The sequence below is a fragment of the Halomonas sp. GFAJ-1 genome (assembly GCA_002966495.1).
Classification (GTDB): domain Bacteria; phylum Pseudomonadota; class Gammaproteobacteria; order Pseudomonadales; family Halomonadaceae; genus Vreelandella.
The window spans coordinates 3,571,499-3,595,091 of sequence record CP016490.1 but is presented as its reverse complement, the minus strand read 5'-3'; the positions used below and the strand labels follow the sequence as shown (position 1 = coordinate 3,595,091).

The 23,593-nt window shown below is 54.1% G+C and carries 23 protein-coding genes; 15 read left to right on the top strand and 8 right to left on the bottom strand.

The features are described 5' to 3' along the window. The first annotated feature begins 32 nt into the window (after positions 1 to 32). From BB497_16250 to BB497_16235, 4 genes are read left to right on the top strand one after another with little or no spacing between them, the layout of a single operon-like run. Entirely contained in the window at positions 33 to 860 is an 828-nt protein-coding gene (locus tag BB497_16250) for a 16S rRNA (adenine(1518)-N(6)/adenine(1519)-N(6))-dimethyltransferase (protein AVI64151.1), read from the top strand. Beyond that, positions 857 to 1,234 (top strand): Co2+/Mg2+ efflux protein ApaG, encoded by a 378-nt coding sequence (locus BB497_16245; GenBank protein ID AVI64150.1) that lies wholly within the window; start codon positions 857 to 859, stop codon positions 1,232 to 1,234. The genes BB497_16250 and BB497_16245 overlap by 4 nt, the downstream gene beginning before the upstream one ends. A gap of 23 nt (positions 1,235 to 1,257) precedes the next feature. Further along, positions 1,258 to 2,070: a bis(5'-nucleosyl)-tetraphosphatase (symmetrical) gene (locus BB497_16240; protein AVI64149.1), complete on the top strand. Its 813-nt coding sequence runs from the start codon at positions 1,258 to 1,260 to the stop codon at positions 2,068 to 2,070. Position 2,071: 1 nt separating this feature from the next. Further along, the gene (locus tag BB497_16235; protein ID AVI64148.1) at positions 2,072 to 3,187 is read left to right on the top strand and encodes a polynucleotide adenylyltransferase; all 1,116 of its coding nucleotides are present in this window, start codon (positions 2,072 to 2,074) and stop codon (positions 3,185 to 3,187) included. A gap of 4 nt (positions 3,188 to 3,191) precedes the next feature. Here BB497_16235 and BB497_16230 read toward each other — a convergent pair whose 3' ends face one another. Both BB497_16230 and BB497_16225 read right to left on the bottom strand, forming a co-directional pair. Beyond that, entirely contained in the window at positions 3,192 to 3,737 is a 546-nt protein-coding gene (locus tag BB497_16230; GenBank protein ID AVI64147.1) for a 2-amino-4-hydroxy-6-hydroxymethyldihydropteridine diphosphokinase, read from the bottom strand. Next, positions 3,734 to 4,114 (bottom strand): dihydroneopterin aldolase, encoded by a 381-nt coding sequence (locus tag BB497_16225; protein AVI64146.1) that lies wholly within the window; start codon positions 4,112 to 4,114, stop codon positions 3,734 to 3,736. The genes BB497_16230 and BB497_16225 overlap by 4 nt, the downstream gene beginning before the upstream one ends. Positions 4,115 to 4,274: 160 nt before the next feature. Between BB497_16225 and BB497_16220 the strand changes: the two genes are divergently transcribed. Beyond that, a complete protein-coding gene (locus tag BB497_16220) occupies positions 4,275 to 4,844 on the top strand; it encodes an acyl-phosphate glycerol 3-phosphate acyltransferase (GenBank protein AVI64145.1) in 570 nt (189 codons plus the stop codon). Here BB497_16220 and BB497_16215 read toward each other — a convergent pair. Beyond that, entirely contained in the window at positions 4,828 to 5,886 is a 1,059-nt protein-coding gene (locus BB497_16215; GenBank protein AVI64144.1) for a tRNA N6-adenosine(37)-threonylcarbamoyltransferase complex transferase subunit TsaD, read from the bottom strand. The two genes, BB497_16220 and BB497_16215, sit on opposite strands and share 17 nt — an antisense overlap. Before the next feature lie 199 nt (positions 5,887 to 6,085). Here BB497_16215 and BB497_16210 point away from each other — a divergent pair, with 199 nt between their 5' ends. From BB497_16210 to BB497_16200, 3 genes are all read left to right on the top strand, one after another. Next, positions 6,086 to 6,301, top strand: coding sequence for a 30S ribosomal protein S21 (locus BB497_16210; protein ID AVI64143.1), 216 nt, complete (start codon positions 6,086 to 6,088; stop codon positions 6,299 to 6,301). 197 nt (positions 6,302 to 6,498) lie between these two features. Continuing rightward, the gene (locus BB497_16205) at positions 6,499 to 8,376 is read left to right on the top strand and encodes a DNA primase (protein AVI64142.1); all 1,878 of its coding nucleotides are present in this window, start codon (positions 6,499 to 6,501) and stop codon (positions 8,374 to 8,376) included. A gap of 223 nt (positions 8,377 to 8,599) precedes the next feature. Continuing rightward, on the top strand, positions 8,600 to 10,450 hold the full coding sequence (locus BB497_16200) for an RNA polymerase sigma factor RpoD (GenBank protein AVI64141.1): 1,851 nt from the start codon (positions 8,600 to 8,602) through the stop codon (positions 10,448 to 10,450). Between the two features lie 138 nt (positions 10,451 to 10,588). Here the strand turns inward: BB497_16200 and BB497_16195 are convergent, their stop codons facing one another. Together BB497_16195 and BB497_16190 are read right to left on the bottom strand one after the other, a co-directional pair. Next, positions 10,589 to 12,160, bottom strand: a complete 1,572-nt coding sequence (locus tag BB497_16195) for an aminobenzoyl-glutamate transporter (protein AVI64140.1) — start codon at positions 12,158 to 12,160, stop codon at positions 10,589 to 10,591. A gap of 186 nt (positions 12,161 to 12,346) precedes the next feature. After that, positions 12,347 to 12,994 (bottom strand): hypothetical protein, encoded by a 648-nt coding sequence (locus BB497_16190; GenBank protein ID AVI64139.1) that lies wholly within the window; start codon positions 12,992 to 12,994, stop codon positions 12,347 to 12,349. A 188-nt stretch (positions 12,995 to 13,182) separates the two neighbouring features. On the opposite strand from BB497_16190, the gene BB497_16185 reads away from it, so the two are divergent. Next, positions 13,183 to 14,550, top strand: a complete 1,368-nt coding sequence (locus BB497_16185) for an L-serine ammonia-lyase (protein AVI64138.1) — start codon at positions 13,183 to 13,185, stop codon at positions 14,548 to 14,550. On the opposite strand, the gene BB497_16180 is transcribed toward BB497_16185, so the two are convergent. Continuing rightward, the gene (locus tag BB497_16180) at positions 14,547 to 15,443 is read right to left on the bottom strand and encodes a LysR family transcriptional regulator (GenBank protein ID AVI64137.1); all 897 of its coding nucleotides are present in this window, start codon (positions 15,441 to 15,443) and stop codon (positions 14,547 to 14,549) included. The two genes, BB497_16185 and BB497_16180, sit on opposite strands and share 4 nt — an antisense overlap. Positions 15,444 to 15,601: 158 nt before the next feature. Between BB497_16180 and BB497_16175 the strand changes: the two genes are divergently transcribed. The 3 genes from BB497_16175 to BB497_16165 all read left to right on the top strand — a co-directional run bounded on the left by BB497_16175 (position 15,602) and on the right by BB497_16165 (position 18,384). After that, positions 15,602 to 16,711 carry an S-(hydroxymethyl)glutathione dehydrogenase/class III alcohol dehydrogenase gene (locus BB497_16175; protein ID AVI64136.1) on the top strand — a complete coding sequence of 370 codons (1,110 nt, stop codon included), beginning with the start codon at positions 15,602 to 15,604 and terminating at the stop codon, positions 16,709 to 16,711. A gap of 91 nt (positions 16,712 to 16,802) precedes the next feature. Then, a complete protein-coding gene (locus BB497_16170; protein AVI64135.1) occupies positions 16,803 to 17,657 on the top strand; it encodes an S-formylglutathione hydrolase in 855 nt (284 codons plus the stop codon). A 10-nt stretch (positions 17,658 to 17,667) separates the two neighbouring features. Continuing rightward, positions 17,668 to 18,384 carry a monofunctional biosynthetic peptidoglycan transglycosylase gene (locus BB497_16165; protein ID AVI64134.1) on the top strand — a complete coding sequence of 239 codons (717 nt, stop codon included), beginning with the start codon at positions 17,668 to 17,670 and terminating at the stop codon, positions 18,382 to 18,384. Here BB497_16165 and BB497_16160 read toward each other — a convergent pair. Together BB497_16160 and BB497_16155 are read right to left on the bottom strand one after the other, a co-directional pair. Next, positions 18,381 to 19,070, bottom strand: a complete 690-nt coding sequence (locus BB497_16160; protein AVI64384.1) for a diguanylate phosphodiesterase — start codon at positions 19,068 to 19,070, stop codon at positions 18,381 to 18,383. The two genes, BB497_16165 and BB497_16160, sit on opposite strands and share 4 nt — an antisense overlap. Positions 19,071 to 19,189: 119 nt before the next feature. Beyond that, positions 19,190 to 20,113 (bottom strand): peptide ABC transporter ATP-binding protein, encoded by a 924-nt coding sequence (locus tag BB497_16155; GenBank protein ID AVI64133.1) that lies wholly within the window; start codon positions 20,111 to 20,113, stop codon positions 19,190 to 19,192. A gap of 146 nt (positions 20,114 to 20,259) precedes the next feature. Here BB497_16155 and BB497_16150 point away from each other — a divergent pair, with 146 nt between their 5' ends. From BB497_16150 to BB497_16140, 3 genes are all read left to right on the top strand, one after another. After that, the gene (locus BB497_16150; GenBank protein AVI64132.1) at positions 20,260 to 20,649 is read left to right on the top strand and encodes a hypothetical protein; all 390 of its coding nucleotides are present in this window, start codon (positions 20,260 to 20,262) and stop codon (positions 20,647 to 20,649) included. 259 nt (positions 20,650 to 20,908) lie between these two features. Continuing rightward, positions 20,909 to 22,819, top strand: a complete 1,911-nt coding sequence (locus BB497_16145) for a cyclic nucleotide-binding protein (protein ID AVI64131.1) — start codon at positions 20,909 to 20,911, stop codon at positions 22,817 to 22,819. A 1-nt stretch (position 22,820) separates the two neighbouring features. After that, a complete protein-coding gene (locus BB497_16140; GenBank protein AVI64130.1) occupies positions 22,821 to 23,546 on the top strand; it encodes a DNA polymerase III subunit epsilon in 726 nt (241 codons plus the stop codon). Positions 23,547 to 23,593: the final 47 nt, after the last annotated feature.

The following is a 23,593-nucleotide window of genomic DNA, read 5'->3' as shown; positions in this document are numbered from 1 at the left end:
TCACGAACTATACTTCCAAGGATCACTGTTAGATGTCTCACGTGCCCCAGCAGCACCGCGCTCGTAAACGCTTTGGCCAGAACTTTCTTCGCGATCTTGGCATTATCTCGCGTATCATCCGCTCGATTGGGCCTCGTGAAGGCGATCGTCTTGTTGAAATTGGCCCTGGCCAAGGGGCGCTTACCGCACCGCTGCTGGAGGCGACCGGCAAGCTGGAGGTCGTTGAGTTAGACCGCGATTTGATCCCTGGCCTGCGAGTGCAGTTCTTCAACTACCCAGATTTTGTCATCCACGAAGGCGACGCGCTGAAGTTTGATTTTGCCGCGCTTAAAGGGGATGGTCCTGCACTGCGGGTAGTGGGCAACCTACCCTATAACATCTCGACCCCCTTGATTGTGCATCTGTTAACCATGGGCACTGCCATTGCCGATATGCATTTTATGCTGCAAAAAGAGGTGGTTGAGCGCTTGGCGGCTGAGCCGGGTAGCACTGACTGGGGGCGCCTATCAGTGATGGCTCAATATTACTGTCACGTGGATCAGCTGTTTATCGTGCCTCCGGAAGCCTTCGTACCCCGCCCGAAAGTAGACTCAGCCATTGTTAGGCTAACGCCTCACGATCGTTTGCCCCATACCGCCGATGACCCGGCGCTGCTGTTCGAGCTGGTCAAGCTCGCTTTTGGTCAGCGGCGTAAAACGCTGCGCAATAACTTGAAAGGCCGAGTGAGCGCTGCGACCTTAGAGGTGTTGGGGATCGATCCTGCCCGTCGCCCGCAGACGTTGAGCGTGGCGGAGTATGTCGCCATCGCTAACCAAGTGGCTGCTGATGAAGCCAGCGGTCAAGAGGAGGGAGAGATGTGAGCGGCCTAGACATTGAGGTCAGCGTAACCCCTGAATACTGTTCTGGCGAATCAAGCGATGCCGAATCGCGCTATGTGTTCAGCTACACCGTGACGGTGCATAACCAAAGCCCCCACAGTGTTCAGCTAATGGCGCGCTATTGGAAAATTACCCAAGGCAATGGCGATAGCCAGGAAGTGCGCGGTAAGGGCGTGGTAGGGCAGCAGCCGCTGATTGGCCCAGGTCAGCGCTTTCGCTATACCAGTCGGGTGATCTTGCAGTCTCCTGTCGGAGTGATGGAAGGTGCCTACACGCTGCTTGATACCTACACACAGCGTGCTTTTGATGTGTCTATTGCGCCTTTTCGGCTAGCGGTACCGCGTCAGCTGCATTGATTATCTGCTAAGGGACGTCGCCTGTGAGTACTTATGTGATTGGCGATCTACACGGCTGCCATGCCGAGTTCGTCAGCCTGCTTGAGCAACTAAACTTTAATCCAGTCAAGGATGCGCTCTGGCTGGTAGGTGATTTAATCAACCGAGGTCCTGGCTCACTTGCTTGTCTCCGCGAGGCAAAAGCGCTGGGCAGTAGGTGCGTACTGGGTAACCACGATTTCCATCTGTTGGTGGTGGCCCGCGGGGGCGGCACGCTAAAAAAACACGACACCCTAAGCGATATTCTCACCGCGCCAGACCGCGAAGCGCTACTGGATTGGCTGCAAAGCCAGCCTCTGGCTATCCAGAACGGCAATACGCTGATGACACATGCCGGCGTTTTACCCACCTGGAGTGCCCAGCAAACGCTTTCGCTCAGCCAAGAGGTGCAAGCAGCGCTGACGGGCGAGCGCTCTGGGGATTTCTTAACCCAGCTGTTTGGCAATCAGCCAGACCGTTTCGATAACGCACTAGAAGGTGTTGACCGCCTACGCTGCATCGTCAATGTGTTAACGCGCATGCGCTTTATTGATGATCAGGGGCGGCTGGACTTTGCTGCAAAAGAGGGGCTGGATAGCGCTCCAGAAGGGTTTTATCCCTGGTTTCAGTACCCAAGAGGCGACGCGCTTCAACTGCTGTTTGGGCATTGGGCGGCGTTAGAAGGCCGAACGCCGGGTTCAAAGGTTAACGCTAGCGCCATCGATACGGGCTGTGTCTGGGGCGGTTCACTCACCGCGCTTAACCTAGACACCGGTGAGCGTACCAGCGTGCCAAGCCTGCAACGGAGGGGCCGTTAACGTGTTTAAGCAAGACCCTAAAGTAAAAGGGCTTGAGGTGCATCGGGTAGGGGGCGCCGTGCGGGATGAACTTCTGGGTTGGCCGGTTTACGATAACGATTGGGTGGTGGTCGGTGCGACGCCAGACATGATGCGTAAGCGAGGGTTCAAGCCTGTCGGTCGTGATTTTCCCGTATTCCTGCACCCAGAGACATCTGAGGAGTATGCATTAGCCCGCACCGAGCGCAAGTCAGGGCATGGCTACGGTGGTTTTGAGGTGCACGCGAGTCCAGATGTCACCCTAGAAGAGGACCTACTGCGGCGGGATTTAACGATCAATGCCATTGCCCAGCGTGCCGACGGAGAACTCACTGACCCATTTCATGGCCAGCAAGATATTGAAAATCGTTTGCTACGCCATGTTTCCCCTGCGTTTAGCGAAGACCCGTTGCGGGTGCTGCGTACCGCTCGCTTTCTGGCGCGCTATGCCAACCTGGGGTTCACCATCGCCGCTGAAACACTCGATTTAATGCAGCAGGTGAGCCATAGCGGTGAACTTGAACACCTAGCAGCAGAGCGGGTATGGGTCGAAACCGAAAAAGCACTGGCTGAACCAAGCCCTGATATCTATTTCACAACGCTACAACGCTGTGGCGCACTGTCCGTTTGGTGGCCAGAATTAAACGACCACCTGTCGGCAGGTTTAACGCGACTGATGCACGCGCCAGAGCAGACACACGTGCCATTAGCCCATTGGCGCTATGCGCTGCTTGTCTCGGTGCTGGTTGACCCACAACGCGATGCACTTGCTCAGCGCCTACGCTTGCCTAACGCCGTGGCCCAGCTTGCTCGCCATGTGGCGCTTAGCTTTAACCTGATGGCGGCACCGCTAACTGACGAGGGCGTGCTGCATTGGTTGGAACGTTTAGATGGGTGGCGAAAGCCCGAGCAGGTTAAGGCGCAGCTACAGCTTATCTGCCGGATTAATAGCGAGCTTGAAGCGCCGTTGCGTAACGCTTGGCAGGGAGCTAAGGCGGTTGATCCTCAAGCGCTGGTGAGCGAAGGCTTGCGTGGCGGTGCGCTGGGTGAGGCGCTGCGGGCACGGCGCCAACAGGCGGTCGCCAAGGCCCTTGCTTAGGCTATTATCTTGCTTGAGCTGCTCGGAGTTGAGGATCTGCCTGGGAAACCCAGCGGCCACGCCACTGAAAATCCACTGCCCATAAGCGCTGGTTGCCCAGCTTGAAGCGCTGCCACAGGGTGGCGTAAGGGGTTAAGCAGGCAGGGTGGCGCTGGGCGGGTAGAAGCTCGGCCAGCGGTTGTAGCACAAAAGCGTTGTGGGTGATTTCCGCGCGGGGCAGGGGAATGCCGTCCACAATGCCGTTGGCGTCACCCACTGTCAGCAGGTCTATATCCAGGGCTCTGGGGCTGCATTTTGTCATTTCTGGCGTGCGCCCGTGAGCGATTTCAAGCTGTTTGGCCCAGGCCTGTAGCTCACCCGCTGGCCAGTTGCTATGGAAGGCAACCACGGCGTTGTAAAAATTGCGGCTATCTTTAAAACCTACCGGTTCGCTTTCAAATATACGGGATATTTGCAGGTCGCCAAAGGTATCCTCAAGCGCATCCAGGCACAGTCGAATATGTTTGTCGGGGTGAATATTGCTGCCTAAACTGACGGTCACCAAGCTCATGAATGCGTAGCCTCGATGGCCTCCGGTAATTTGCCGCGGGTAATTTCAAGTCCTACGCTGGAAGCTTGGGGGACGGCTCCTGGTTTGCGTAGGGTGAGCCGTAACCAGCTAATCGAAAATTCGCTGCGTAAACACGCCGCGAGACGCTCAGCAAACGTTTCCACCAGGGCGAACTGGTGCTCATTGGCGAATTGCTGGATTCGTTGACAAATAGCGGCATAATCGAGCGTTAAACGTAAATCGTCTGTGGCCGCTGCAGGTCGAATATCCGTTGCTAGCGATAAATCCAAGCTCAGCGATTGCGTTATCGTGCGCTCCCAGTCGTACACACCGATGACGGTGTCTACGGTGAGTCCTTCGATCAAAATATGATCCACGGGCATTCCCCTAGCGGCAACAAGCGAGCGATTGTACTTGAGGTCGGCGCTAAACGACAGTAAGGCGATGGACAAGGTGAACAGAGCTAATGCGACTCACGGATGTCATCAGAACTAACGTTGTCAATCTAAAGGCCACCATAACGAATGCGAGCCGGCCATGATCTTGATAGTACTGGGCTATCTAAGCGGCAGCTGGTTGGCAGCGCTTAGCGTTTGTCGCCTCGCACAGGTGGCAGACCCAAGGTTTCATGGCTCATGTAACCCTGGTTTTTCAAACGTGCTACGCCTTTATGGGCCCCGCCTAGCGGCGGCAACGCTGCTGCTGGACGCACTGAAAGCGGTGCCCGCAGTATTGGCTGCCAAGCTTCTTGCGCTGCCTATTTGGCTGCAAGGGGCGGTGGGGTTAGCGGTGCTTTTAGGCCATAGCTACCCGCTATGGCATAAGTTTCGTGGTGGTAAAGCGGTAGCGAGTGCTTTCGGTGTATTGCTGGTGCTAGTGCCCAGTGTGGCGTTATTAAGTGCGGTGTGTTGGGCGCTATTAGCATGGCGGCTACGCACCGCCGCGGCGGCATCGGTAGTTAGCGCACTGGTCGCTCCTATAGCCTGTTACTGGTTAGCCCCAGAATATGTGAGCGTAGTGGGCGGGTTCAGCCTGTTGGTGTTGGCCCGCCACTGGTTAAATATTCGCCGTTTGCGCCAGGGTGAAGAGCCTAACCTGCGCGGTTAGGGGAAGGGGGAAGTAATGCATCTAGCGGCCAGCGGGGGGTTGCTTGCATTACCCCGTTTGTGTCTTGTTCGCCTGCGGCTAAGCGCTGAGCGCCTACATAGGCAATCATAGCGCCATTATCGGTACAGAAGCGCCCTCGTGGGTAGTAAGCGCAGGCGTTGCGTTTCTCAGTTTCCAGTGCCAATCGTTCGCGCAGCCGTGTATTGGCGCTTACGCCTCCCGCCATGACGATGCGCTTTAAGCCTGTTTGATCTAGCGCACGGCGGCATTTAATCACCAAGGTATCTACCACGGCTTCTTCGAACGCCCGCGCCACATCAGCCCGTGCTTGGCTATCTAACTCGCCGGCTGCTTCTAATTGACGAATGGCGGTGAGGGTGTGGGTTTTTAAGCCAGAAAAGCTGAAGTCCAAGCCGGGACGGTCGGTCATCGGGCGGGGGAAGCGAAACCGCTTGGGGTCGCCCTGCTCAGCCAGCTTGGCAATTAGTGGGCCGCCGGGGTAAGCAAGACCCAGCATTTTGGCGGCTTTATCAAACGCTTCACCTGCGGCATCGTCCACGGACTCGCCCAGTAGTTGATAGCGGCCTAAGCCCTGTACTTCAACAAGTTGCGTATGCCCGCCCGAAACGAGCAGTGCCACGAATGGAAAATCGGGCGCGTCATCCTCAAGCATGGGTGCCAGCAGATGGCCTTCCATGTGATGAACCCCCAGTACGGGGATGTCTAGCGCTCGTGCCATGCCGTGGGCGGTGCTGGCGCCAACCATCAGGGCGCCTACCAAGCCCGGGCCTGCGGTATAGGCAATGCCATCGAGGTCTTGTCGCGTGAGCTTAGCGTCGTGGAGTACCTGCTCAATGAGTGGCAGAAGCTTGCGTGTATGGTCGCGGGAGGCAAGCTCGGGGACGACGCCACCGTACTCCGCATGCATCGCAATTTGGCTGTAAAGCACGTCGGCCAACAAACCGCTGCCGCCCGTTTGCGCGGCGTCATAGATCGCGACGCCTGTTTCGTCGCAAGACGTTTCAATGCCCAGTACGCGCATAACAATGGAACCCGTTGAGATAGTCAGAAATAAGATGGTTGGAAAAGGCGTAAGTAATCGCTAAACGGCTTAGTCTAGCATTTGCAAAGATCGTCAACCACGACTAGACTACTGTGCGCTATAAAACTGGGTCGCATACCGCATTTTGCAGTATGCGTACTATCCGAAATCAAGACTCCTTAAGGTAGGTGAGTGCTTAATGCCTTCTGTAAAAGTACGTGATAACGAGCCGTTTGACGTCGCCCTGCGTCGCTTCAAGCGTTCTTGCGAAAAAGCCGGTGTTCTCTCTGAAGTACGCCGTCGCGAGCACTACGAGAAGCCGACTGCTGAGCGTAAGCGCAAAGCGGCAGCTGCCGTAAAACGTCACGCTAAGAAGATCCAGCGTGAGCAAAAGCGTTTCGAACGGCTCTATTGATCCGTACCTGGGGATAGCCAGCGTTGTTAGCGGGTTATCTCAAGAGGGATGCCAAGCGGCCGCCACTAGGTGGCCGTTTGTTTTTCATTGCTGGTAGTGATCTTTACTCTGTATTGCGTTGTTTAAGGTGATCAGGCGCGCTGCCTGATGACGTTAAACCCGCCCGCAAGCGCTTCGCGCGAGGATGCCCGCAGTTCATGGCTGGCCAGATTCCACAGCGTTTCATTGACGACTTGCTTGGCCGCGTAGATGTGGTTGAGGTGGTTGGTGAGCGCGTGCAGCTTAAGAAAGCTGGCCGAAACTACGCTGGTCTATGCCCCTTTCACCAGGAAAAAACACCGTCATTTACCGTAAGTGCCGACAAGCAGTTTTATCACTGCTTTGGCTGTGGCGCCCACGGTAATGCGCTACGCTTTTTAATGGAGTACGACAAGCTGCCGTTTCCAGAGGCGGTCGAGCAGTTGGCTGGCAGGTTGGGTATCGAAGTGCCTCGGGAAGGCGCTGACGACCCCCGCGCCCAGCAGCGTGAAAAAAAGCGTAAAGAGGGGGTTAACCTGCTGGAAGTAGCCGCTAGCTTTTACCGCGAGCGGTTAAAAATGCAGGAAGGGCAGAGCGCCCAGCGCTATTTACAGGGTCGCGGTTTATCGCCGGAGGTAGTCAGCACTTATGGCATTGGCTATGCGCCTGGGGGCTGGGAGGCGTTAAAGCAACACTTGAGCGCTAAAGGTATTGGTGAGTCGGTGCAGGTGGAGTATGGCCTGCTGATTCATCGTGAGGATACCGGGCGCACCTATGACCGCTTTCGTGACCGGGTGATGTTTCCGATCCGCGACCTGCGTGGTCGAACGATCGCCTTTGGTGGTCGGGTAATGGGCGATGAGCAGCCGAAGTACCTAAACTCGCCAGAAACCCCTGTCTTTCATAAGGGGCGAGAGCTTTACGGCTTGTATGAAGCGCGTCAATCCTCCAGCAAGCTTGAGCAGTTGGTGATTGTCGAGGGCTACATGGACGTCGTGGCTTTGGCTCAATACGGTATAAACAATGCTGTGGCCACGCTGGGAACAGCTACTACGGAAGATCACCTTAGCCGCCTGTTTCGCGTGGTTAGTCGGGTGGTGTTCTGCTTCGACGGGGATCGCGCTGGGCGCCAAGCCGCTAGCCGCGCCCTTGAAACAGCGTTGCCGCTAATGATTGACGGCCGCGAAGCACGGTTTCTGTTTTTACCGGAAGGCGATGATCCAGATACGCTGGTTCGTCGTGAGGGGAGTGAGGCATTTCAAAATCGCGTCACCTGTGCGATGCCCCTCTCGGAGTTTCTGTTTGAGCAAGCCGCCCAAGGGCGTGATCTCAATACGGTGGAAGGGCGTGAGCGGTTTGCCAGCCAGGTGCTTGAGGCGTTGAGCAAAGTGCCCGAGGGCATGCTCAAGTCGCTGCTGTTTGAGGCGCTGGCAAAGCGCAGTGGTTTGGCCCAGGCGCAGCTTCATGTGCTGCTTGAAAAGCGAGTGAGTGCAGCGGCTGCGCGAAAAGCGCCAGCAGATTGGGAGCCGGTAGAGGCAGTCGCAGAAGTGCCGATGCCGGAGGTGCCAGTTTCTACCGGCCGCGCAGCGTCTGGTCGTCCCACGGTCAGTGCACGTAGCCAGCATTCAGCACAGGTGCTTTCCACGGTGGCGCGTATTGTCCAGCTGTTGCTGCATGAGCCAACGCTGGTGTCAGCCCTGCCGGATACACTGGATTGGCTGCCTGAGAGTGACGAAACGCCGCTGTGTCGTGAACTGATCGCGCTACTGCGTGCCGGGCGTTACCGCAGCCCTCAAGTGGTGTTGGCACATTTTCAGGGAAGTCATGAGGGGCAAATGCTAGCAACGCTAGCGAAACGTGAGCTGCTTATACCGAAAGCGACGCGGGAAGCGGAACTTGAAGGGCTGGTTGAGCATCTGTTGGATAGACAGCGCAAGCGTTCACCTCAGGATGAGTATGACGCGTTGCTTAATCTAGAGCGCTCAGGGCAAAAGCTCGATAAGGCTCAGCGGCAGCGTTTAGCCAGTTTGGTAATGGAGCTTGCCCAGCGTCATTAAGCGGTGTTTAAGGCAGTGGGGTTGAATTTCTCTGCTTTGGCACCACATAAAGGTCAGTCGCCAAACACTGGCCTAACCGAATAACCTAACACACCTGAAAGACCGCGCAAATACGTTCCGCTGGAAAAAAACCAGCTATTTACGCTATACTGTTCGGCTTGTTGAGTTTAATCGATTCAGCGCTCCCAGGTGTTTCATTCTTCTTCGTCGAGATAGGGTTTCTATGGCTGGAAATGCGCAGCAGCAGTCGCGTCTGAAGGAGTTGATCGCGCGCGGCAAGGAACAGGGCTACCTGACCTATGCCGAGGTCAACGACCATCTACCCGAGGATATCGCCGACCCGGATCAAGTGGAAGACATCATTGGCATGATCAACGACATGGGTATTAGTGTCGCTGAAGAAGCGCCAGATGAAGACACTTTGATGATGTCGGATCACTCCACGGACGAGTCCGCTGCGGAAGAGGCCGTTGCGGCACTCGCCGCCGTGGAAAGCGACGTCGGTCGCACCACCGATCCCGTGCGTATGTACATGCGCGAGATGGGTACGGTTGAGCTTTTAACCCGTGAAGGCGAGATTGAAATCGCCAAACGGATTGAAGAGGGTACCCGTGAGGTAATGTCGTCTCTGGCCTATTTGCCGGGTGCCGTCGCGTCTATTCTTGACGCTTACGATGCCACCCAGGATGAAGAAGCGCCGGGGCGTTTGTCGGACCTGTTTTCTGGCTTCATCGATCCCGATGAAGGTATTCCTGGGGTAGCAGAAGCAGAAGTGCCTGAGCCAGAGCCTGAGCCCGAAATTGACGACGACGTTGATAATGACGGCGACGACGAGGACGAAGACTCCACCGCTAGCGAAGGCGGCCCGGATCCTGAAGAGGCGCGTGCGCGCTTTGAGCAGATTCGTGAGCAGAACGCTTTGGTTGAGGCCGCATTTGCTAAGTACGGCCGAGGCAGCGCCGAGTTGAAGGCGGAGCAGACTCGTCTGGCGGTTCTTTTCTCGCCCATCAAGTTAGTGCCGAAACATTTCGAGCGCTTAGTGGGTCAGGTGCGAATCAGTGTCGAGCAGGTGCGTGCCCAAGAAAAAGCGGTCATGCAGCTGTGTGTTAAGAAAGCGAAGGTGCCGCGTAAGACATTTATCAAGTCTTTCCCCGGTAGTGAATCTGACCCGAAGTGGTTAGACGCTTTCCAGGAAGCGCAGCCCAAGTATGCCGACCGCCTAGAGCCGCTGCGTGCTGATATCGCCCGCTCTCAGCGTAAAATCGCCTTTGAGGAAGACATGGTGCAACTCACCGTGGCTGACCTTAAAGAGGTTAACCGTAAGCTGTCCATTGGTGAGGCTAAAGCACGCCGCGCCAAGAAAGAGATGGTTGAGGCGAACCTGCGCTTGGTTATCTCGATTGCTAAGAAGTACACCAACCGTGGCCTGCAGTTCTTGGATCTTATCCAGGAAGGTAACATCGGTTTGATGAAGGCGGTGGACAAGTTTGAATACCGTCGCGGTTACAAGTTCTCGACCTATGCCACGTGGTGGATTCGCCAGGCGATCACCCGCTCTATTGCGGATCAGGCGCGCACCATCCGTATTCCGGTGCACATGATTGAGACGATCAACAAACTCAATCGCGTATCGCGCCAAATGCTGCAGGAAATGGGCCGCGAGCCGACCCCGGAAGAGCTGGGCGAACGCCTGGAGATGCCGGAAGACAAAGTGCGTAAAGTGCTCAAAATCGCCAAAGAGCCGATCTCCATGGAGACGCCCATTGGTGATGACGACGACTCGCACCTGGGCGACTTTATTGAAGATGGCACTATGCTGTTGCCAATCGATATGGCCACCGGTGAAGGCTTGATCGAAGCCACGCGTAACGTGCTTGGCGGTTTGACCGCCCGGGAAGCGAAGGTGCTGCGCATGCGTTTTGGTATCGATATGAATACCGACCATACGCTGGAAGAGGTGGGTAAACAGTTTGACGTTACCCGCGAGCGGATCCGCCAGATTGAAGCGAAGGCGCTGCGTAAGTTGCGTCATCCTAGCCGCTCTGAGCCGTTGCGTTCGTTCCTCGACGAGTAGGCATAAGCAGTAAGCTGAATCGTAAGTGGTAAGTGGTGAATAGAAAGTAGTCGCCGCTAAGATCCAAAAGCCCGCCGTTCAAAGAACGGCGGGCTTTTTTGCGTTGTACCCTGCAGGCACTTACTGCGTGTAGAGAGCCTACAACGTGTAGTAAGTGGCAGAGCCAGGGCCAACCGGCAGGCCGAAGACAAATACCCAGATAAAGAACAGTATCGTCCAGCCAACCAGCATAAACAGCGTATAAGGCAGCATAATAGCGACCAGTGTACCTATGCCCATATCCTTTCTGTAGCGTGTCGCCACGGCAAGAATCAGCCCAAAATAGCTCATCATTGGTGTGATCAGGTTAGTCACCGAATCGCCAATACGGTAAGCCGCTTGGATAACCTCTGGTGCGTACCCCATCAGCATTAGCATGGGTACAAAGATCGGTGCCGTTACTGCCCACTGGGCTGACGCGCTGCCAAGCGACAAGTTAACGAAGGCGCACATGATAATAAACAGCGCAAACAGGCCAGGGCCGCTTAATCCTAGTGACTGCAGCAAGTCTGCCCCGGCAACAGCGGTTACCGTGCCGAAATTACTCCAGTTAAACAGCGCCACAAACTGAGCCGCAAAGAACACCAGTACGATATAGAGGCCTAGGCTGCTCATGCTCTTTGCCATGGCGTCGACCACGTCGCGGTCATTTTGCATGGTGTTTGCTAAGCGGCCATAGGTGAAACCTAATACTGTAAAGGAGACTGCAACGATGACGACGATGCCGCGTAAGAACGGTGAGCCGCTAATTAAGCCGGTTTCAGGGTTACGCAAAATACCGTTCTCAGGTACCACCATAATTGCGACGAGAGCAATGAGCGCCAAGGTAGCTAGGCCAGTGCCTTTCAGCGCGCGCTTTTCGGTGCTGGTTAGGCCTTCCATACGCTGCTGGTCGATATCGCTATCGGCGTAAGTAGCATCAAATTTACCCAGTTTAGGCTCCACAACCCGCTCGGTGACTAAGCCGCCTATCAAGGTAACGAAGAAGGTGCTAGCAAACATAAAGAACCAGTTGGCCTCAGCGCCGACTACATAGGCGGGGTCGAGAAGGCGCGCGGCCTCCTGGGTGATGCCCGAAAGCAGCGGGTCAACAGTACCAATCAGCAGGTTAGCGCTGTAGCCACCGGACACGCCGCAGAAGGCGGCGGCAAGGCCTGCTAAGGGGTGACGCCCTAGCGAGTGAAAGATCATCGCGGCCAAGGGGATAAGTACTACATAGCCAAGCTCAGCCGCCATGTTAGACATAATGCCCGCAAATACCACGGCGTAAGTCACAATGCGCGGCGAGCGATTAAGCACCAGAGCGCGCATGCTGGCCGACAGGAGACCTGAATGTTCCGCTACGCCAACACCTAACATGGCCACTAGCACGGTGCCTAATGGTGCAAAGCTGGTGAAGTTGGTAACCATTTCGGTCACTAAGCGGCGCAGGCCCTCCGCATTTAGCAGTGAGTTAACCGCTATCCACTCTCCCTCATTAGCTGGCCGTGGGTCGGCCACAGAAACCCCTAGCGCGCTAGCAATGCCGCTGGCGACGACGACTAATACACAGAGAATGGCAAACAGGGTGACGGGGTGGGGCAGTAGATTGCCAAGCCACTCAACGCTATCGAGAAAGCGCGTAAACGCTCCTCTTTTTAGGTTTTCTTCACGATTTTGTGGAGTTGTCATATGATTTATGTCGTCAGTGTGGGTTTTTTTAGCAAAAGAGCCCAGAAGGCCTAGCGCGCGACACTACGTTGAAGCAGTGAATCGCGCAAATGGCTTTACGCATAGCGACATATAAAAAATGAAATACCGCCTTCACAAAGCAGGTGAGAAGAGCGAAGGCGGCGGTTAGTGCGGTTGGCGACAGGGCTAGCGAGTGGTGCGGCGTGCTTTATGAATACGTAGGGCGAGGAGGAGTAACTCAAGCGTGGCGAATAGTATTAGGCTATACCCGAGTAGCTCAACGACTTCTTCAGCGGCGCTTTTAAATGTCCCTACGTAGCTCTCTTCAAGTACCGCGCGCCAAAAATCTTGCCGACCATAAAGGCGTGAAAATATGTAGGTAGTCAGTAAGCCTGCGGTGAACAAGCCGAAGGCGAAGGTGTTGCTATAGTAAGTAAACTCTTCTAAAAAGCGACGCCAGTGGATAATGACCCAGGTAATGGAAGGAACAACAATGAGCGCAACCAGTACCTTCCAGGTGTGACGAGCAACATAGTTATCTAGAAAATAATCCTGTTCACGTACTAATGAGGCCGCAACAAAGGCCAGTAATAGCAGTGTAACGGTAGGCCAGACCTTGAGAACATGGCGAACATAAATCAGCATTGCGCAACACGTTGCCAATACCAAGGATTGGGTAATCTCCGTAAACCCTAGCTCTGAAAAGCGCACAGAAGGAAGATAAAGTGCTTCAAGATAAGCTCCCTGGGCAATGGCGCCAATAAATAAGACGTATAGCACTGCGCGCACTAGGATAGTTTGGAAGCCTATCGGCCAGGCAGGGGGAGAAGGCATACCAACATCCTTTATGTGTAGGCGGCATCGTTAATCGGGCATAAATACATGCATGTGTGAATGTTCATTATATCGTCACACTTATATGTTCGCACGTCGATATTGTGGTTATTAATTCGACGTTTGGGCACTAAGCCTACAAAGTGTTAGCTAGGCAGGGAATAACAATATTGTGAGGTTTCATAGGCATGGCTATTAGTGTGTTTGATCTATTCAGAATTGGTGTCGGGCCTTCCAGCTCCCATACGGTGGGGCCGATGCGCGCCGCCGGTGCGTTTGCGCGCTCGTTAGGGGAACAGTCACTCAACCGTCTTGTGGTAAGGCTGCATGGTTCACTAGCGTCGACGGGCGTGGGGCACGGCACTGACCGAGCAGTCGTTATGGGGCTACTGGGCGAAGCGCCTGAGACGATAGACCCCGATACTATCGAGCCAAGGTTGAACGCGCTTGACCAAGGCGAACTGTTACGTCTGCCTGGTGGACAAGCACTGGGGTTTGACCGCCAGCGTGATATTGAGTGGGAAGAGACCTGCTTAGCATTTCACCCTAATGCCATGGTGCTGACGGCTTATCAGGATGAAAACATCATTGCTACCAATACCTACTACTCCCTTGGGGGAGGCTTCTTTATTGATCAGGCAAGCGCCGATAAAGGCGGGTTTGAAGAAGACACAACAAGATTGCCTTACCCGTTTGAGACCGGCAACGAACTGCTTGAACTGTGCGAAACACATCAACTTCGAATCAGCGAGCTGATGCTGGAAAACGAGAAAGTCTGGCGCAGTGAAGAGGAGATTCGCCAAACACTACTGACGATTTGGCAGGCCATGAGCGACAGTATTGATAACGGCCTAAAGGCATCAGGATGCCTGCCGGGTGGGCTTAACGTCAGGCGACGCGCTCAGTCGCTGCACCAGCAGCTACTCTCGCCACCCGCTCACCAGCGGCTAATCGTATCTAGCTTTACCGTTATGGATTGGGTCAATCTCTTTGCCCTTGCCGTCAACGAAGAGAATGCCGCCGGGCGGCGTATGGTTACCGCCCCCACTAACGGCGCGGCGGGCATTGTGCCTGCGGTGTTGGCTTATTACCGTAAATTTGAACCAGACGCCTGCGACGGGGACGTTGTGGACTTTTTACTGGCCGCCGGGGCGATCGGTATTTTATGTAAGAAAAACGCCTCAATTTCTGGCGCTGAAGTTGGCTGCCAAGGGGAAGTAGGCTCCGCCTGTGCTATGGCGGCGGCAGGGTTGGCAGAGGTGTTGGGAGGCTCTGCGAAGCAGGTGGAAAATGCAGCAGAAATTGGCCTTGAACATAACCTCGGTCTTACCTGTGACCCGGTCGCGGGGCTGGTGCAGGTGCCCTGTATTGAACGTAATGCGATTGCCTCAGTAAAAGCAATTAACGCAGCGCGGATGGCGATGCATGGCGACGGCGACCATTTTGTCTCGCTGGATAAAGTCATACGCACCATGCGTGATACTGGCCGCGACATGCAGGATAAGTATAAAGAGACCTCCAAGGGCGGCTTAGCCGTCAATGCCATTGAGTGTTAAATCAGCGGGTTAATGGGCAGTGTGGTATTGATATTTTCCACCAAATAATCAACAAGCTGGCGGATTTTGGGCGATAGGTGGCGGTGGCGAGGGTACACCGCCCACACTGCCGTATCGTTGTGCTGGAAAGGCTCTAAAACGGACATTAGCTCGCCGCTAGCCAAGTGGGGCATGACGTAGTAATCGGGCAGTTGGGCAAGCCCTAGCCCCTTTAGCGCAGCATCAAGTAGCGCTGGCCCTGAATTGCCGCTCCAGCAGCCTTCCACCCGCACCTCGCGACGCTGTCCATTAACCTCGAATAGCCAGTTGGGCCGCGAGCCAATCAAGCAGCGGTGCTGGCTAAGCTCTGAAAGCGTGTGCGGCCGTGGCGCCTGGCGAAAATAGGCACGTGACCCCACGATATACTCCCGCCGCTCGCATAGCCTGCGCGCAATTAAGCTTGAGTCTTTGAGTACGCCCATGCGAATGGCGATATCGTAGCCCTCTTCAATCAGCTCCACAGGGCGATTGGTGAAGTGCATGTGTACATCTAGCTGAGGGTGCAGGCTTTGGAAATCATTGACCAGTGGCGCAATGTAGCGCTCGCCAAACGTGGTGGCGGAGGTCAGTTTCAATAGCCCTCGGGGTCTTGCCTGTAACTCATTAATAGCTTGTTCGGCATCCCGCAGGCCATCAAATAAGTGGCGGCAGTGCTCTACGTAGAGTGCGCCAGCATCGGTTAAGCGAATTTGCCGCGTGGTGCGATATAAAAGCTGCACACCCAGCTGGTTTTCAAGTTGGCTGACTAAGCGGCTGATATGCGAGGTGGATACCTTTAAGTGGCGGGCGGCGGCTGAAAATGTGCCGAGCCTCACCACTTCTACAAACGCTTCAATGCGGTCCCAGCGCTGCATAGGCGCTCCTGATAAAGAGTGATTGTTGCTCAGTGGCAATAATCTTATGAGTGTATCCCGCCTTATCCAAGCCGACTAGCTGACCTACACTGCAATCACTGACGTTTTAACCAAACCGAACATTCGCCTTTTGTGAAGACTGTTTAGGAGATCACACGATGAAATCACGTGCCGCCGTTGCATTAGAAGCGGGTAAACCGCTGGAGCTGGTCGAAATTGACGTGGAAGGTCCGAAAGCGGGTGAAGTGCTTGTCAGAATGGCGGCTACCAGTGTTTGCCATACAGACGCCTATACGCTTTCAGGCGCTGACCCTGAAGGTAACTTCCCGGCAGTGCTGGGCCATGAGGGCGCGGGTGTTGTGCAAGAAGTGGGTGAAGGTGTCACCAGCGTTAAGCCAGGTGATCATGTCATCCCGCTCTACACCGCTGAGTGTGGCAAGTGTAAATTCTGTTTGTCAGGCAAAACCAACCTGTGTGGCAGCGTACGCGCGACTCAGGGCAAGGGCGTAATGCCCGACGGTACGTCGCGTTTTTCGCTGGACGGTAAAATGCTCCACCACTACATGGGAACGTCCACCTTCAGTGAGTACACCGTGCTGCCGGAGGTTTCCCTTGCGGTCGTATCGAAAGAAGCACCGATGGATAAGATTTGCCTGCTAGGCTGCGGTGTGACTACCGGCATCGGCGCGGTGCTTAACACTGCCAAGGTTGAGCCAGGCTCCACCATTGCTGTGTTTGGCTTGGGTGCCATTGGTCTAGCGGTCATTCAAGGCGCAGTGATGGCTAAGGCATCGAAGATTATTGCTATCGATGTTAACCCTGATAAATTCGAGCTGGCCAAGCAGTTTGGGGCTACCGATTTTGTTAACCCGAAGGATTTCAGCGACCCGATTCAGCAGGTAATTGTTGATATGACCGACGGTGGCGTTGACTACTCCTTTGAGTGCATTGGCAACGTCAACGTGATGCGTTCAGCCCTTGAGTGCTGCCATAAAGGCTGGGGTGAGTCGATTGTTATTGGCGTAGCAGGTGCAGGTGAAGAGATATCCACCCGCCCGTTTCAGCTGGTCACCGGGCGTGTGTGGAAAGGATCCGCCTTTGGCGGGGTAAAAGGCCGCAGCGAGCTACCTGGCTACGTTGATCGCTATATGAGTGGCGAACTCAATATCGACGATTTTATTACCCACGATATGCCGTTTGAGAAGATTAACGAAGCGTTTGATCTACTGCACCAAGGCAAGAGCATTCGTACCGTCCTGCATTACTGAGTATTATCGGTACTGAGTATCAGTGGTAATCGGCTAAAAGAGCGCGGCAGGGAAGCCCAGCCGCGCTTTCATCTTCTCAAGGAGGCTGCCCATGAGCATGAGCGAAACGTTAGAACTGGTGTCGGCCAACCGCAGCTTTGGTGGTTGGCATAAGCGTTACCGTCACTACTCCCGGGCGCTGGACTGCGACATGGTGTTTGCGGTGTACCTGCCGCCCCAGGCAGAAAACGAGCGGGTACCGCTGTTATGGTGGTTGTCGGGTCTGACCTGCAATGACGAAAACTTTATGCAAAAGGCAGGCGCCCACCGCATTGCCGCAGAGTTGGGTGTGGCGATTGTTTGCCCCGATACCAGCCCGCGGGGCACCGACTTGCCCGGGGAGCATGAGAGCTATGACCTGGGCTCTGGCGCTGGTTTTTATGTTAACGCTACCCAGGCACCGTGGAAATCTAACTACCGCATGTATGACTATGTGGTGGAGGAGCTGCCTTCGGTAGTGCGCCAGCACTTCCCGGTTAATGGGCGCGAATCCATCAGCGGTCACTCCATGGGAGGGCACGGGGCGTTGATTCTCGCGCTGCGCCACCCGGGCAGGTTCCGCTCGGTGTCTGCGTTTGCCCCCGTCGTTAACCCCATGAACTGCCCCTGGGGGCAAAATGCGTTTACCAGTTATCTGGGCGATGATTCGTCTCGCTGGCGCCAGTATGACGCCTGCGAGCTGGTGGCAAACGGTGCTTCCCGACAACGGCTGTTTATCGACCAGGGTGAAGCCGACCAATTCTTAGAAGAGCAGTTGATGCCCGAGCGTTTAGAGGCCGTTTGTGAAGAGCATGATCACCCGCTTACGCTGCGTCGCCAGCCTGGTTACGATCACAGCTACTTCTTTATCGCCTCGTTCATTGAGGATCATATGCGTTATCATGCCGAACATCTCATGAAGCGCTAAGGATACCGAAATGCTCAATCGCGCGCTGCGCCGTTTTCTTCGCCATTTATGGCGTCTTGTTTGGCGTGGCGCGCTTGCGTTTGTGGTGCTTTCCATTGCTCTCGTTCTACTGTTTCGCTTTGTGCCGCCCCCGGGCTCTATGGTGATGGTGGAGCGTAAAGTACAAAGTTGGATAACCAGCGAACCGATCACAATAAACCGCCAATGGCGCAGTTGGGATAACCTGTCCAACAATGCCAAGCTTGCCGTGATTGCGGCTGAGGATCAGCGTTTTCCCGTTCATCGGGGGTTCGATATTGTTGAACTGCGCCGCGCTTGGCAGGCGAGTCGTGATGGCGCGCGGCTGCGCGGCGCTAGTACGTTAAGCCAGCAAACCGCTAAAAATGTGTTTTTGTGGAGCGGCCGCAGCTGGGTACGAAAAGGGCTGGAGGTGTGGTTCACACTGCTGATTGAAACACTGTGGAGTAAGCAGCGCATACTCGAGGTGTATCTTAACGTCGCCGAATGGGACACCGGGGTGTTTGGGCTGGAAGCAGCGGCTGACCACTACTTTGGCGCCTCAGGTAGCGCTTTAACCGAGCGACAGGCAAGCCTTTTAGCTGCGATTCTTCCCAGTCCGCGCACTCGCAGCGCATCGCGGCCCGATGCGCAGGTAGAGCGCCGCAGCCAGTGGATACGCCAGCAAATGCGCAATCTGGGTGGTACAAGCTATCTGGAGCGGCTTTAATCGTACTTTTCGTCGCCCACTCTAGGTAACTGCTCAATCTGAGGGCGAGCAAAATAATAGCCTTGCTGCACCGGTATCCCTAATGCCAACAAACAGCGCGACTCTTCACGGGTCTCGATGCCTTCGGCCACTAGGTGGACGTCCAGCGTATCCGCCAGAGAAACCAAACTTTTCAAAATAGCCTGACGCCGCTGGCTAGAGTCGCAGCCCATGACCAGTTCGCGGTCGATTTTAAGCGTATCAGGGCGAAGATCCGTGAGTAGGTCAAGGTTGGCGTAGCCGTTGCCAAAGTCATCCAGCGACGTGGTGAACCCCATGCGGCGGTAGCTCTCGATGATCGAGCGCATATGCGCACGGTCAACCACTCGCTCTGTTTCAGTAATCTCAAAGTTAAGCCGTTCGATGGGCCAACCTACCCGCTCTGACGTCTCAAGCGTTGCCTGGATACAGGCCTCCGGCTCATAAACAGCATTGGGTAGAAAGTTAATCGATAGCCGCTCCTGCATACCAAGTTCACTGGCAAGCTCTATAGCTTTAACACGGCATGCTTGGTCGAAGCGATACATCAATTCATCGGTAACTTGTTCAAGAATCGAAAAGGCCGACTCGCCGCTGATGCCACGCACTAGCGCTTCGTAATAAATGATGCGGCGTTTTTCCACATCCACAATGGGCTGAAATGCCATGGTGAAGGCAAAAGGAACGTCGGTGTCGCAGCGGTTGCAGACACCATTCACTCTGGCGCAGTGAGGTTGTACTGTCATCGTTATCCAAACCCTGGAATTTTTTTAACTATTTTCATTGGTTATTTTGTGCCTGGCCGCACTGCCAAAATCACCCCTGCAATGGCGACAAGCATCCCTATTAATCCAAGCAGTGGCAGGCGTTCGTCAAATAGCCACCACGCTTGTAACGCTGTAACTGGCGGTACCAGATAAAAAAGACTCGCTACCCGCGAGGCTTCCCCTTTTTTTATCAAGGCCATCAATAACAGGATAGCGGCAATTGAGAGGATCAGCACCAGCCAGCCAAGCGTAAGAATAAACGTTGGGCTCCAGTGTACTTCTCGGGTTTCAAACACCAGTGCCCCGATGCCCAACAGAACGCCAGCAGCCATGTACTGAACCACCGCCCCAGACAGTAGCGGCATACTGGTGCAGTAGCGTTTTTGATAAAGAGTGCCAAGTGATATGCCCAGCAATGCTGCGATAACGCTTAAAAGCGCGCCAAGGCCAAACCCCTCGAATAACGAACTGCCAAGCTCCAGTTTACTGCCCAGTACCAAGCTAATCCCTAATAACCCTAACAAAAGCCCCACCCATTGCCGGGTGCTTAAACGTTCACCAAGCAGCGGCCCTGCACAGGCGGCGGTGAGTAGAGGCTGTAAGCCGACCAAAAGCGCTGCGAGTCCGGCGGGCATACCCAGGTAAATACCGTAAAACACACCGCCTAAATAGGTAGCGTGCACCAGTAAACCAGAAACCCCTATATGTACCCATAACCTGGGTGAAGAAGGCCAAGAAATACGCATTAAGCTAATAAGAGGGATGAGCAGAAACAGGGTCAGGACGAAACGAATAAACAGGAAAGTGAAAGGTTCGGCATAGGGCAGGCCAAATTTGGCGCCAATAAAGCCTGTGCTCCATAGCAAAACGAAGACAACTGGCATAGCGGCTAGCCCCAGGGTAGGCAGATGCAGACTGTTTAATTTTTTTAAAGAATCGAACATAAGACCTCGGTGTGCTCCCAATTACGGGTGGTTTTATTACTTTAAAATTCTTTTTGTTACTTAAAATTACATAAAAAGTTGAACCTGCGCACAAGCAGCGCGTCACACTGGGCACATTCATAATGCGCCAATGAGGTTTCTTAACTATGCAACGTATAACTGCTCTGTTTTCTGCTGCTCTTCTCGCGACTGGTCTTCTGGCAGGTACTGCTCACGCCCAGCAAACCCAAGATCCAGCGCAAGATCCGATGGCTACCCAGCAAGCCCCAGCTCAGGACTTTTCTGATCAGCAGCTACAGCAGTTCGCCGATGCTTCTCAAGAAATCGCCGTGATCTCGCAAGAGTACACACAGCGTCTGCAGGAAGCAGAAGGTGAAGCTCAACAACAGGAAGTTCGTGCCGAAGCCAATGATCGTATGATCGAGATTGTTGAAGACAGCGGCTTGGATGTGGATACCTTCAACGCCATTGGTCAGTCTATCCAACAAGATCCAGAAATGATGCAGCGCGTTCAAGAAATGGCCGGTCAGTCTTAATCGCAGCGATTACTTCAAACTGTTTTCGTACCAACGTAACGATCGATATTGAGAGATAGTGACAGATTTTACTTAACCAGCGAAGTATCTGTTTTTTACATTCTCAGTGTCACCCTAAGCCCGGCGCATCAGCGCCGGGCTTTTTTTGTACCTTAGGGTTTACGCTGGCACCTAGCCCCGCCAGACTTAAAGCATACATAGGTGCTGTATACGGCCAAGGTTAATGTTTAATGGTGCCCAAATAGGGGTAGGAGGCTGCATGGAGGTTGAACTGTTAGAAATACGTCAGCATATGGGGCAGTTCCCGCCCTTTGACGGCCTATCCGATAAGCTGCTTGATAGTATTGCCGCAGAAGTGGAGGTTCGTTACTTCAAAACCGGCAGCGAGATTCTGAAGCTTGATCAATCGCTGACTGAGCTTTGCTATATTCGCAGCGGTGCGGTGGAGGTGTACCGTCGCCAGGGAGAGCTATATAACCGCTTAGGTGAAGGGGATATTTTTGGCCACTTCAGTTTACTGCGAAACCATAAAGTTCGCTTGCCCGCCACGGCCATTGAAGACACCCTCATTTATTTTATTTCCGGCGCCGTTTTTAAACGCCTCTGCGAGGAGGATGATAATTTTGCCGACTTTGTTGAGCTTGAGCGCCCACGTCTAGAGACAGCGGCAGAACAGCAAAAAAAATCTAACGACATGATGGTTTCGCGTATCCGAAAATTGGTAAGCCGGTATCCCGTCATGGTGCCGTCAACGACAAGTGTGCAGGAAGCTGCCAAACAAATAGGCGCTGCTCAAGCGTCTGCTGTTCTGGTCATTGATGAAGGCAGCGGTCATCCCCGCTATAGCTTTCAAGATAGCGAAGGCAAAACCTGGCAGATGTGCGGCATCCTCACGGATAGTGACTTTCGCACTCGCGTTGTTGCGGAAGGTCTGTCACCGCAAACGCCGATTGGTGATGTGGTTTCTGAGCGTCTTATTACAATTCAGTCGGATGCATCGATCTATGAAGCGATGCTGACTATGCTACGCAGTAACGTGCACCATTTGCCGGTACTTTATCGTCAACGCCCCGTGGGCGTGGTGCATCTCTCCGATATTATTCGCTATGAAACCCACAGTGGGCTTTATCTGGTCAGTAACATTTTTAACCAGTCCAGCGCCCAAGGATTAGCCAAGCTTTTACCGGATGTACGTGCTGCTTTTGTGCGTATGGTGCAAGAGGGTGCTAACTCACAAATGGTAGGCAGCGCTCTCTCAACCATCGGGCGCAGTTTTACGCGACGGCTTTTGGAGCTAGCGGAAGAGGCATTAGGGCCGCCACCTGTTCCTTACTGTTATATGGTTAATGGCTCTATGGCACGAAACGAACAAAGTATCGTGACCGATCAAGATAACGCGCTAATTTTATCCGATGACTTTAACCCAACAGAACATGACGCATACTTTCATGCATTGGCAGCGTTTGTGAGCGATGGCTTGGATGCCTGTGGTTATACCTACTGTAAAGGCGACGTGATGGCGACTAACCGCCAATGGCGTCAGCCACTGAGCGTATGGAAAAGCTACTTTAAAGAGTGGATGGCGAACCCCACTCCCGAAAAATTACTGCACAGCTCGATTTTCTTTGATTTAGATAGTATCTACGGAGAGGATCACTTCGTAGAGGCGCTACAGGACTTAATCGCTGAGACGGCCCCCCAATCGCCGCTTTTTTTAGCGGCAATGGCCCGTAATGCCCTCAATCGCACGCCGCCGCTAGGCTTTTTCCGTACCTTCGTGATGGAAAAAGATGGCAAACACAATAACTCGATTAATTTGAAGCGACGTGGCACCGCGCCTATGGTCGATCTTGTTCGGGTGCATGCGCTAGCCTGTGGTTCTAAAGCGCAAAATTCGTTTAAGCGTTTGGAGGATATTAGCCATACCCAGCTATTAGCCACCGGGGTCAGTGATAAGCTCAGCTATGCCCTTGAGTTTTTGTGTATGTCACGGATTCGTCATCAGGTGATTGATCTTCAGGAAGATCGCGCCCCAGACAATAATATCGAGCCTGAAAATGTCGAGGACAGCGAACGCCACACACTTAAAGATGCTTTTCAGGTACTGAGTAATGCACAAAAGTTTTTGAAGTTTCGATATCCAGTACCTGCACAGCGGCAGGGCCGATAATATGTATGAAATTCGACCACGCCAAAAAGTCGTTCAAGCCGATTGGATTAGCTACATGGCTGAGCGCGCCTTGCGATCGCAAGATAGTGCGCTAAAGCGGTTCTTTGAAACGTCACTCCCCGATCCGGGTACGCCTATTGCAGAGGTACCGATGGTGGCGTTGGATATGGAAACGACAGGGCTAGACGAGCGGCGCCATGGCATCATTAGCATAGGGGCTGTGCCATTTACGCTAAACCGCATTAAGTTAACGGAGCGCCGTTACTGGGTGGTTAAGCCGCCCCGCCCTCTGGATGAGGCGTCTATCGCTTATCACCATATCACGCACTCAGAAATTGCTAATGCACCTGATTTAGACGTGGTGCTGAATGAAGTGTTAGAAACGCTGGCAGGGCGGCTAGTGGTCGTCCACTTTCGTAATATAGAGCGGCCATTTTTAGATGCAGCGGTAAAAGATAGGCGCGGTGAAGGCGTGATGTTTCCGATGATTGATACCATGTCGCTTGAGGCACGTCTGCACCGTCAAACGCTATGGGCTCGTTTTCGCCGCTGGATAGGCCAGCCGCCTGTTTCTATTCGCTTGAACGCTAGCCGCGCACGCTATGGGCTGCCTGCTTATCAAGGCCATCATGCTTTGTTGGATGCGTTAGCGACAGCAGAGCTATTTCAGGCACAGATCGCTCATCGCTATGACCCAGATACGCCGTTGAATACGCTGTGGTGCTAATGCTTATCTTAGTAACGCAAAACGGGCAGCCCTTGGGCTGCCCGCTT